8 protein-coding genes are annotated in these 11,876 nt (G+C 46.8%); 5 read left to right on the plus strand and 3 right to left on the minus strand.

All coding sequences use genetic code 11. From position 1 onward, the window contains the following. The first annotated feature begins 89 nt into the window (after positions 1-89). A complete protein-coding gene (locus MKY01_RS31185) occupies positions 90-1,250 on the plus strand; it encodes an MFS transporter (RefSeq protein WP_339284827.1) in 1,161 nt (386 codons plus the stop codon). A gap of 138 nt (positions 1,251-1,388) precedes the next feature. Here the strand turns inward: MKY01_RS31185 and MKY01_RS31190 are convergent, their stop codons facing one another. Further along, positions 1,389-2,351 carry an endo-1,4-beta-xylanase gene (locus MKY01_RS31190; RefSeq protein WP_339284829.1) on the minus strand — a complete coding sequence of 321 codons (963 nt, stop codon included), beginning with the start codon at positions 2,349-2,351 and terminating at the stop codon, positions 1,389-1,391. Positions 2,352-2,611: 260 nt separating this feature from the next. Here MKY01_RS31190 and MKY01_RS31195 point away from each other — a divergent pair, with 260 nt between their 5' ends. Next, positions 2,612-4,906, plus strand: a complete 2,295-nt coding sequence (locus MKY01_RS31195) for a 5'-nucleotidase C-terminal domain-containing protein (RefSeq protein ID WP_339284830.1) — start codon at positions 2,612-2,614, stop codon at positions 4,904-4,906. A 144-nt stretch (positions 4,907-5,050) separates the two neighbouring features. Here MKY01_RS31195 and MKY01_RS31200 read toward each other — a convergent pair whose 3' ends face one another. Next, positions 5,051-5,740, minus strand: coding sequence for a hypothetical protein (locus tag MKY01_RS31200; protein WP_339284832.1), 690 nt, complete (start codon positions 5,738-5,740; stop codon positions 5,051-5,053). 337 nt (positions 5,741-6,077) lie between these two features. Between MKY01_RS31200 and MKY01_RS31205 the strand changes: the two genes are divergently transcribed. Together MKY01_RS31205 and MKY01_RS31210 are read left to right on the plus strand one after the other, a co-directional pair. Then, positions 6,078-6,434 carry a hypothetical protein gene (locus tag MKY01_RS31205; RefSeq protein ID WP_339284834.1) on the plus strand — a complete coding sequence of 119 codons (357 nt, stop codon included), beginning with the start codon at positions 6,078-6,080 and terminating at the stop codon, positions 6,432-6,434. A gap of 233 nt (positions 6,435-6,667) precedes the next feature. Continuing rightward, the gene (locus MKY01_RS31210; protein WP_339284835.1) at positions 6,668-8,113 is read left to right on the plus strand and encodes a DEAD/DEAH box helicase; all 1,446 of its coding nucleotides are present in this window, start codon (positions 6,668-6,670) and stop codon (positions 8,111-8,113) included. Between the two features lie 79 nt (positions 8,114-8,192). Here MKY01_RS31210 and MKY01_RS31215 read toward each other — a convergent pair whose 3' ends face one another. Further along, on the minus strand, positions 8,193-9,605 hold the full coding sequence (locus tag MKY01_RS31215) for a DKNYY domain-containing protein (protein WP_339284836.1): 1,413 nt from the start codon (positions 9,603-9,605) through the stop codon (positions 8,193-8,195). A gap of 245 nt (positions 9,606-9,850) precedes the next feature. On the opposite strand from MKY01_RS31215, the gene MKY01_RS31220 reads away from it, so the two are divergent. Continuing rightward, the gene (locus MKY01_RS31220) at positions 9,851-11,719 is read left to right on the plus strand and encodes an AbfB domain-containing protein (protein ID WP_339284838.1); all 1,869 of its coding nucleotides are present in this window, start codon (positions 9,851-9,853) and stop codon (positions 11,717-11,719) included. The last annotated feature ends 157 nt before the right edge of the window (positions 11,720-11,876 follow it).

Below are 11,876 nucleotides of genomic sequence, written 5' to 3' on the forward strand. Positions count from 1 at the left end.
CCATCATATTATAGGAGGCAAGGCAGGCTCATTTCGACACAATATATCTACTTTTCTGTATATTTAAATTTATTGGAGGTACGCTTTGCATGAAATCACAACAGGTCAATCCACTCCTTATCCTGATGCTGGCACTCGGGGTATTCGGGATTATTACAACAGAAATGGGAATTGTGGGGGTACTGCCTCAGGTTGCGAATAAATTCAACATTACGGCTGCACAGGCAGGTTGGCTGGTCAGTATATTTGCGCTGGTTGTAGCCATAGCAGGCCCTTTTCTCACCTTGCTGGCGTCCGGGATCAATCGCAAAATCATCCTGTTGGCCGCTGTGCTGATGTTTGCCATCTCGAACGTCGTATATGCCTATGCCACAACATTTGATACCATGCTTATCTTCCGTATCATTCCCGCGTTATTCCATCCCGTCTTCTTTTCCGTAGCCCTGGTCACCAGTGCCCAGCTCGTTCCAGCAGAGAAAAGCAGCCAAGCTGTCGCTAAAGTATTTACCGGAGTTACCGCAGGCTTTGCATTTGGCGTACCGCTGACATCGTACCTTGCTGAACGCCTATCTCTCGAAATCGCCTTCCTGTTTGGAGCGATGGTTAGTGTGGTCGCTTTGATCGGCATATGGATCTGGTTACCCTCGATGCCCGTGAAGGAAAAGATGTCCTATGGCAAGCAGCTCGGTATTCTGCGCAAACCTGGATTATGGCTGAATGTTGCCGCAGTCATTTTTATATTCGCCGCCATGTTCTCCGTGTACAGCTATTTCGCCGAGTATCTTGGACAGGTCACCCACATGAGCGGATCATGGATCAGTGTCATGCTGACCGTCTTTGGTGTCGTCATGATCATCGGAAATTTGGGGTTTGGACAGTTTCTGCGTAAGAGCGTGGTCCGCACTGTCCTCATGTTCCCCCTGCTGTATGTAGCAGCTTACGCACTCGTCTATTGGGCCGGTCCCCACTTCATGTGGATGGTTATTGTAGTCATCCTCTGGGCATCCGTGTATTCAGGAGGATTAATTGTAAGCCAAACCTGGTTAACCGCTGAAGCGCAGGATGCGCCTGAATTCGGCAACAGCTTGTTTGTATCCTTTTCTAACCTCGGTATTACCTTGGGTACTGCCATCGGCGGCTGGTTCATCGCGAACCTTGGAATACATCAGCTGATCTGGAGCGGAATGATATTTGCACTGATCGCTTTTGTATTGGTTTGGATTAAAATTAAATGTTTCCCTGCACCATAAATTGCCGAACACTGTTGAGAGAAAGCACTAACACAAATAGCGCCATATTCCCATGCTTAACATGTAGAACAGGCGCTATTTGGTGTTTATATGATTACCGGATTTACAAAGGAAGCTCAGATTCGTGCAAACGCACGCTTAAGGATTGTTCGCCAGGTAGTTTCTCAGCCATTGCATAGCCGGACGTTCTGTACCGTTGCTATTGACCAAGTGGGAGCCTGCCTGCCAAGTTTGATTTTGGTTGTAACCCCACAGCGTTACACCTTTAACAGCAGGGTGTTTCCACAGCACAGGGAATTTCTGCTGATAACGCTGCAATTGTGTATTATCGTCACCTGTCATATCCAGCTCGGATACATAGATTGGTAGCCCCGTAGCCGCAAGCTTGTTCAGTACCGTGTTCATCGTGTTCACAGAAACGTTGTCCATATTGAAGTAATGCGCCTGGATTCCAATACCATCAACTAGACCTCTGTTTTTCAAAAGGTTGATAATCTGGATATATTGGTCCGCTTTAGCAGGATCACCGATAATACCATATTCATTAATTAACAATTTAGAGTTAGGGAAGGCTTGTCTCGCCTGTTGGAATGACCAGATAACCCAATCCCAACCCGTTGCCCCATCTCCACCAATGGCATTGCGATAGGATGGTTTCGCATGCAGAGGTTCATTCACCACATCAACGAAGGCAGACTTCGAATACCGCTGTCCTGCCGCTTTAATCCATTGTGTCACTTCAGCCTTCTGATCTGCGGCTGAGAGACTGTTAATCCAATTTGGCTGTTGATTTCCCCATACGAGCGTATGGAACTTGAACGGAAATCCGTTATTGTTAGCATAGTTGTAGGCCATGTCCGCCTGGCCCCAATTCATTACGTTGCGTGTGCCTTCAACAGCATCCCACTTGGTTGAGTTCTCCGGAGTTACCTGATTCCAATATGGACTAAAATTCGAAGGAACCTGGTTGGCAATAATATTGCCCAGAAATTTGCTACCTTTCGCCAGACCAGCGCTCACACTACCAACCGCAACAGAAGCAGCGAGAATCCCTACCAATGCCAGTGAGCCGACTGTTTTGAACCACTTAGACTTAATCAATGATTTTCCTCCTTAGTATTCTTTTTTGTGAAGCGCTTACAAACATCATTTTACTGGATAATTTTGGTTTTTAACACCTGTCAAATTATAGTATTTTATTGTAAAAAAATAGATTTAAATGCTTTTTCTGAAGTTATTTATAGATTCACTCACTTAAATCCAACATAACTCTTACATTGGAGTTTACATTCACCACATGTTTATCTAGTATGAAATGATACATATCTTTACACACACTAGATAACAAGGGAGATTACAACATGCGCAAAATTTCAACGAAACGTTTCGCCGGATGGCCTTTATCTTTCCTCTTATGTGCCTCCATTTTGTTCGCCCCTTTTGCTTCCACTCCGGTTCAGGCTGCTGAGGCAGACAAGGAGACCAAGATTACGTTGCTGGGTACATCGGATATACATGGTCGATTCATGCCGTGGGACTATGCTCTGGACGGTCCAAACCCAACCGGTAGCATGACACAGCTCTACACCATTGTGAAAAAAGTCCGTGCGGAGAATCCCAATACGATCCTGCTGGATGCAGGAGACATGATTCAGGATAACTCGGCTGAGTTGTTCAATGATCAACCTCAATCTCCCATGATGGTTGCAATGAACGAAATGAAATATGACGCATGGGTTATGGGTAACCATGAGTTTAACTTTGGACTGGACGTACTGGAGAAGATCTCTTCCCAATTCAATGGACAGCCTCTCGTGGGTAACATTTTCAAAGAAAACGGCGACCGCTACATGCCTGCCTATACGATTATCGAGAAAGACGGAATCAAAGTGGGTGTTATCGGAATGAACACACCTATGATTACCGAATTTGAAAAAGGCACGGATCACCTGGACGGCATCATCGTCAAAGATCCTGTGGAAGAGACCAAAAAGGCCATTGCTGAGCTGAAAGGCAAAGTCGATGTCATGGTTGGACTCATGCATATGGGATTGGACAACGAGAACGGTAATCCGGGAACCGGAGTGACGGATATCGCCAATGCCAACCCGGAGCTGGCTGCCATTTTTGCCGGACACATGCATACTTTGATTGAATCCCAAACGGTTAACGGCGTATTGATCTCCGAACCGAATAAATATGGCTCACATATTTCACGAATCGATCTGACATTTGAAAAAGACGGCGACAAAGTTGTGCTGAAAAGCAAAGAAGCTCAAGCACTCGCTGTAAAAGCAGCAGACGGAACGTATGAAGTCTCCGATCCTGCGCTGGAAGAGACTTTGCACCCATTCCACGAGTTCGCTCGTGCCGATGCCAACATTGAAGTGGCTGAACTGAAAGGAACGAACCTGGTCCCTGCTGATGAGATTAAGGGTATACCTGCGGTGCAGATCCAGGAAACACCTTTGTCTGATTTTTTCACCGAAGTGATGTTGCATTACAGTGATGCCGATGTGGTCGCGCATCAGATTGATAACGACAAAGCCAAGCTGGATGTAGGCCCGATTAAGAAAAAGGATATTGCATTCAACTACCAATACACCTTTGGTGAAGTGACCGTATATGAAGTAACCGGACGCGATCTAATGGATTATATGGAGTGGTCTGCGGGGTACTTCAACTCCGCACGCCCGGGTGATGTGACCGTCAGCTTTGATCCGAAACGACGTGCTTCCAAATACAGCACCGATGATTTCTTCGGCGGCGTAACATATGAGATTGACCTGACCAAGCCATACGGTAGTCGGATTACAAATCTCAAGTACAGCAATGGATCAGTTGTCAAAGAAGACGATACGCTGAAGCTCGGTATGAATGCCTACCGGATGGAAGCCCTGATTGCCAAAGGCGGCGCCATGGAAGGGCGTAAGTTCAAGCAACTCTGGTCCTCCAAGGACGCCTCGGCATTTGGTGAGATTCAAGGCACGATTCGCAACCTGTCCATCGCCTATCTGAAAGATGTCATGAAAGGTGTCTACGAACCGAAGATTCAGCACAACTGGAAAATCACCGGCGTAGACCTGACTGCACCGGAACGTGCAGATGTGGTGGAGTTAGTTAACGATGGCATCATGTCTGTGCCAACAACGGAAGATGGCAAGTACACCAACATTGCCTCCATTAACATTTTGGATGCAGTGACTCAAGAAGAGATTGATACGCTATCTGCCAAAGCAGATGTGAGTGCGGCACAATTCGCAGGCGTGAAAACCAAGGGAGCATTCTATCAACAGCTGAACAAAGCTCGCAAAGCGGCAGGCAATGGCGAGGGAGCAACTACTCCTACACCTGAGAAGCCGACAACGCCAACGAAACCAAAACCAACACCGACTCCAGGCACATCGAAACCTGGTAAACCATCCACACCAAGCACGGGTAAACCAGGAACTGTCACCAAAGGCAAACAAGCCAAGGTTACAGCGTCTTACCTGAACGTACGCGCTGGCGCTTCATCCAAAGCGAAGGTCGTTGCTGCGGTACCAAAGGGCACCCTGCTTGAGGTGATCAGTACAGACAAGTATGGCTGGGTAAAAGTGAAGCTGGATGGACGTGTAGCATTTGTATACGGCAAATATGTGAGTATTTTGAAATAGGTAACATCGTGACGCACCACGCTTAACGAAAAAGAAAAAGGGCGATTCTCCCATGAATATCATGGTCGGGATCGCCCTTTGTTATGTTAAACGAATGGTTATGCGTATGGCCCTTCCTCTACTGCTCTAGGGGAATGAAGTCATTTAGCCTTGTGGTTGGTTCTTGATTTTATCCATAAAAGCGTCCAGCTGGATGCCATTCGTTTGTTCCATAAAATCACGCAATTCCTCCGATTCCCCCTCGTAGGCGGCAAGTACGTAGTCATCATCGACAATATAGTACGTGCCGTAGCGAGTGAATGAATATCCTCCCTGCTGTTCTCCGGTCGTCCCCTTTTTGACTACAGCGATAATCTTCATACCTGGTTTAAGTTCAGGCTCCACACCTGCGAAGTCAGCGTTGTAAAATAAAAAAGTATCCTCGGGTACATCATCTCCTGTTACTACTTCATTTACCTTCACCTGATAAGAGATGAATTCAGGTTGGTAGGATGTGATTCCATTAGCCCTATCCTTATCAGCCACCTTTCGTTCAGGCGTACCGGGTTTAGTCGATAGCTCCACACGAAAACTCGGCAACACCTTCACAACCTCCGCCACAACGACCCCATTCCCAAACGCCATGACCTCATTGAAGCTAACTTCTCTCATGTTAATCGTCGCGGGGACGCCAGTGGATAGCGGATATTCCTTGCGGAGTTCATTCATTCGATCAGAGGATAACCTGCTCCCTGCGGCATTAAACGATTCGTAAAAAGGGGACGAGCACCCGGATAGGCTGACCAGAGCCAGTACGATACTTAACAACCAACATGTCATCTTGACTCGCGGCATATCTTATCCCCCTTTTCCTGATAAAAAAATAAAACACAGACATCCATGTCTGTGCAGTCCATTAAAATTTCGGTTGTACTCGCTCCGGCCGGGTAATACGTAGTATATAAAAGTACCACTATTATAAAAATTCTTTCATGACTAGCGACATACGTGTAATATACGATTGATTATCCTATAGCTTTTTTACGGGTACCCATATGCTACCCTATCCCATTTTTCAGTTCCAGCCTCAATGGAGTGATTTTTGTTCTTTATTCCATTGATGTAAAGGAACTTTGATGTCTCTAAGACCGTCCATACTTATAGATGTATTAAAAAGGAGGTGAGCAACTCGATGTCCATTGTACGAAGATTATTCGTATTCCCGTTTATCTTGCTTCTGCTAACGCTTGGATGCGCAGATAAATCCGAGGAACAAGGGAAAGAGAAGCCACATGTGCGAGGAATTATTACGGATTTTGAGGAAGAAAGAGGTCAGGTACTCATCGAAAATAAAGAAGATGGCGGTGTTGATTCTGGACCGATTTGGGTCTCGCTCAGCAAGGACGCCGAACTCATCATCGAAGAAGAGATTGTCACCGTCTCTTTGGGTGAAACACTCGTTGGTCGAAATGCAGAAGTATGGATCAATGGAGTTATTGATCAATCTTACCCTCCCCAAACCAAAGCTGTAAAAATGGTCATTCATTAACACCAAGCAAAATACGCCGATACATTTCGTTTCACGTGGAACGTTATGATACACATACGAATAACAACAAACGTTGCTCTCTGAAATCAGGAATCATGAAAACAATTTACACACTTGAAGCATTTACTCCGTTAGCCTGCCTGCATATAGAGTATAATGAAGAGGTATACGATAAATGTACGGTGCAATGCTTGTATGTAGAGTATTCAAAACTAACGCAAAAGAGGTAAACGATGAGCGAGCAACAATTTAAAGATTATGGACTTGGTGAAGAGATCGTAAAAGCACTGGACAGTCTGGGCTATGAGACACCAACCGAGGTTCAAACCAAAGTTATTCCGGTAGCACTAGAGAATCAGGATCTTGTGGTCAAATCACAGACAGGTAGTGGTAAAACAGCTGCTTACGGCATTCCACTTTGCGAGCTGGTGGATTGGAATGAGAATAAGCCACAGGCTTTGATTCTTACACCAACCCGCGAACTAGCTTTGCAGGTTAACGAAGATATTACGAATATCGGCCGCTTTAAGCGTATTAAAGCAACCGCACTATACGGACAGTCCCCTTTTCATATCCAAAAAGCAGAGTTAAAACAAAGAACCCACGTGGCTGTTGGTACACCAGGTCGGGTACTGGATCATATCGAACGCGGCACGTTGCCACTCGAACGGATTGCCTATCTCGTCATTGACGAGGCCGATGAGATGTTGAATATGGGCTTTATTGAGACAGTACAAGCGATTATTCAGAAACTGCCGCAGGAGCGAGTAACGATGTTGTTCTCCGCTACATTCCCTGAAGATGTAGCCAAGCTGTCACGCAAATACATGAACAAACCGGTCGAGATCGAGATCAAAGCAAGTGGACTGACAACAGCCACGATTGAACATGCTGTGATTAACGTACCCGAGGTGAACAAAACCGCGTTGCTTCAGGACTTGTTCATTGTAGAAAATCCGGATAGCTGCATCGTGTTCTGCCGTACGCAGGAGAATGTGGATAAACTGTTCCGGGTTATGGCTGACCTGGACTACCCAGCAGATCGTATCCATGGTGGTATGGAGCAGGATGAGCGGATCGAAGTGATGAACGCATTCAGACGGGGACAATTCCGTTATCTGATCGCGACGGATGTAGCCGCACGTGGCATCGATATCACAAATATTACTCATGTCATCAACTACGATATTCCTTTGGAAAAAGAGGGATATGTTCACCGTACAGGCCGTACGGGTCGCGCAGGCAAAACAGGTAAAGCCATTACGTTGATTACACCGAAAGATGGCAGACGTCTCGCCGAGATTGAATCCTATATTGGATTCGAAATCCCTGTTGTGAAAGCACCTTCTGAAGAAGCTGTAGATCGCCGCAGAGAAGATTTTGAGAAACGATTGAAGATTGTGCCTGAACGCAAAAAAGACAAGCGTGAACAGCTGAACCAACAGATCATGAAGCTGAACTTCAACGGAGGCAAGAAGAAGAAACTTCGCGCCGTTGACTTTGTAGGTACCATTGCCAAGCTTGAAGGAGTAACCGCAGACGACATCGGAATCATTACGATTCTGGATAATGTGACGGATGTAGAGATCCTGAACGGCAAAGGCCCTCTAGTACTGGAGCTTATGCAAAACACAACGATCAAAAAGATGCAGCTCAAGGTTCGCAAAGGTCATAAATAGTTTGAGAAATAGGATCGAATAAATAGAAATTCAAACAGGGATAGTGGACTCTTTTCTAAGTCTACCATCCCTGTTTTCATTACCTTTTCTTTTTCCGCACTGTACCGCCTTCCACCGTATACCGAAATAGCGCATCTTCGGCGCCCCCGATATCATCCGTAACCATAAACGTCGCTGCATCTCCCGCCTTATAAACCCCACCCGTCACAAAACTGAACACCACACGGTCGTCTTTGCCCCAATATTGATTCAGCATGACAAATGTACTTCCATTGACACCCTTTACCGTGCGTTTGCCATTGGCATTATATAGACTATTCTGGTCTATTGCCCAACTCTGGGGATCAGCATCGAATAGATGTGTAAAGCTGGCTCGATCCATATGTTTATTTGGTTTACCCCATAGATACACACGATCGGCATCCAGTGCCCAACTGCCGGAAGGTGTTATTAACTCAAACGTTGCAGCATCAGCTCCCTTGATGATCTGAAGCACCTCGTCAGGATGACCGAAAGGCTGACTTGTCCGAACAACCTCGGCACGGTACACATGTTGCTGATCCTTGGAAAGTCCAAGATGCTCCGTCCCGGCATACGTTTCAAAATGCTGAGTATCAGCTCTATCTACACGGTAACCGTTGTAATACACATGATTGCGATCACGTCCAAAGGGTCCACCCAGTGACTGGAACGTATCCCGGTCTGCTCCTTTTACAATATGCCACTGAAAATAAATACGTTCCCGGTCCCGAGCAAACTGCTCATCCAGCGGTTCAAAGGTAGACCTGTCCGCTCCACGAACAAGGTTGAATACACCTTTCGCTTCTCGACGATACGTATCGCCCCATTCTGTTCTATAAAAAATGGACGACGCCGTCTCATACCAATTGCCTCTGATTTGCGTAGCGCCCTCTGCACTGTGGGCATAATTCGCATGCCACCAGCCATGTACGTCGGGATGATGTTCTTGCAGCCATGCCCTCACCTCATCCTTTTCCCCATTCGCATAGCGAAGAGAACTGGACAGATGGAACAGATGGTCCTTGTCGGTGCAATAGTCGTGATGAGCAATCACAGAGTTCGTATCGATTTCCTCAAAAAGATGAAAATGCTGACTACTCTTCACATATAAATAACGTTGGTCCTGAGCAAAGTAAGGCGTATCCGGCAACAGCCGGAAGCTGTTCGGATCGGAGTTAGGCACGGCCTGATTTTCCAGATAGACATACTGAGAGTCGCAGCAGTAATCTTCATCGATCACACGAAAAGCTTCCGTATCCCGACTGAACAAACTCGCCTTATTCTTGCGGGCATTGCACCACCATATTCCCTGATGATCACGCAGATAGGCGAAGGTCAACCATCCCTTTTGATAAGTAGAGATGACTTCAAAATCCTGAGTAGTAATGCCTCCCTTAATCGGAGTGCTCGTTCCATCCTCGTCATTATGCAATTTCACCTGAAGGTCTTCATCTACAATAAACTTGTTCATGACGGTCCACCCTCCAACCATGATGTGAATTCAGTCTAGCTTTATTTTAACGTGTGTACCTGATCCTCTCTACATCATCGTACTTGATATTTAGGAATATTTCCTCCGCTCTCACCGCTCAGTCACGATGAAATGAAGGTTTGTTCAGCAATGGATGGATTGTTCACTTGAAAAAGAGTCTGACCCAACTACAATATAAATGAAAGCGCTATATTAAATTAAATATCTTTCGGGAGGTGTATGTAATGGGTAACAGGAAAGCGGTCTGGTTTCTGGTCTTTGCACTCACGTTCACCCTGTTTGGACTTCATCCTGAACGGACAAGCGCAGCAAGTGTCACAATAACCAATGGCATCGATTGGCTCGACACCGCAGGCAACCCCATCCATGCGAACAGCGGCAACATTCTGCAGGTAGGCTCGACGTATTATCTGTACGGTGAACATGCGGTGGGCGGCAGGTTCGACAGCGTGAACGTCTACACCTCCACCGATCTGAAGAATTGGACTTTCAGCAATGCCATTCTGACCAAAGATTCTGCAACTGAGCTGGCCTCCAGCAAAATCGAACGCCCCAAAGTCATCTATAACGCCTCCACCAACCAATATGTGCTCTGGGCACACTATGAGAACGGTACGGACTACAACCTCGGGCGTGTAGCGGTCGCAACAAGCAATACCCCAAATGGCAAATTCACCTATGAGGGCAGCTTCCGCCCACTCAATTATGAATCCCGTGACATGACTGTCTTTGTTGATACCAATGGCACAGGTTATCTGGTTACCGCATCACGCAAAAATGGCGGCGCCAATGATACGATGGCTATTTTCAAAATGAATGCAAGTTACACCGGAATACAGTCCTTCGAGGGCTGGCTGTTCGAGAACGCCTACCGTGAAGCACCTGCTGTTGTGAAAAAAGGAAACCGTTACTACCTCTTCACCTCCCAAGCCGCTGGCTGGTATCCGAATCAGGGTGCTTATGCTACAGCAACTTCCATGACGGGTCCATGGACTGCGCTTACGCCATATGGCAATCCATCTGCCTTCGGCTCGCAGATTCATGATATTGCCACGATTACAGGCAGCAACACCACATCCTACATCTACATGGGGGATCGCTGGAATCCGATGAACCTCGGAGAGCACAAACATATCTGGCTGCCGCTAACCTTGAATGATTCGAACGGAACCGCATCACTGGAGTGGTATACAACGTGGAATATCGACGCAGTAACGGGTGCGGTAACACCGCCTGCTCTCGTCAATCACGCACAAGGCAAAGCAGCTACCGCCAGCTCTACAGCCTCCGGCTCGTCTGCATCCAACGTCAATGATGGCAACTACCAGACCTCATGGGTGGCTTCCTCCAATAGCTGGCCTGCCTGGTGGCAGGTGGACTTCGGCGCACCAAAGACGATCACCGAGATCGACACGTCCTGGTTTATGTATAAAGGTTCCGAAGGGTACTACAAATACAAAATTGAAATTAGCAACGATGGAGTTAATTACTCCACCTTGGATCGCACCAATAATCTGACCTATGGCTTCACCACGGATGCCGTGCATTTCACTGCCCGTTATGTACGGATCAATATGGTGAACGCCGTCTTGTGGAATAATCCGGGGAACTGGTACACCCCAACCCTGCACGAGGTCAAAATGTTGGGCCCTGCAACACCTGAAGCCACAGGTTACAGCCGGTTCAGTTCACACAACGTTCCGGATCGATACATCCGCCATGCCAATTACACCGCTCGCGTGGATGCCAACGTCTCTCCTGTTCTGGATTCACAGTTCCGCGTCGTACCAGGCCTTGCCAGCTCCACGGGAATTTCACTGGAGTCCATCAACTTCCCAGGCTACTTCTTGAAGCGCAACACCAGCAATAAAATTGTACTTGAAGCTTATGCCGACACCTCCGCCTATAAGGGAGATGCTACGTTCCTAAGCAGTCCTGGTTGGGCTGATAGCACCAAAGTATCCCTTCAATCGTACAGTCAGCCCGGATATTACATCCGTCATTATGACTACGTGTTACAGCTCGATGCCATCAATGCATCCAGCAGCTCAACAGTGAAGAGTGATGCCACGTTTGGGCGAACCAATTTTTAAACAAATAAATTGTAGATGAGGATTAGCCAGGTTTGGTGCGTTGCGCGAAGCAATGGGGGTGCATCACGTGCCGGAGAAACAAACACTGCATGAATTATAATGAATTATGATGATATGCAAAAGAACAGCCTACTCTGATGGGAGTAGGCTGTTCTGC

Source organism: Paenibacillus sp. FSL R5-0486, from assembly GCF_037975155.1.
GTDB classification, from domain to species: Bacteria; Bacillota; Bacilli; order Paenibacillales; family Paenibacillaceae; genus Paenibacillus; species Paenibacillus amylolyticus.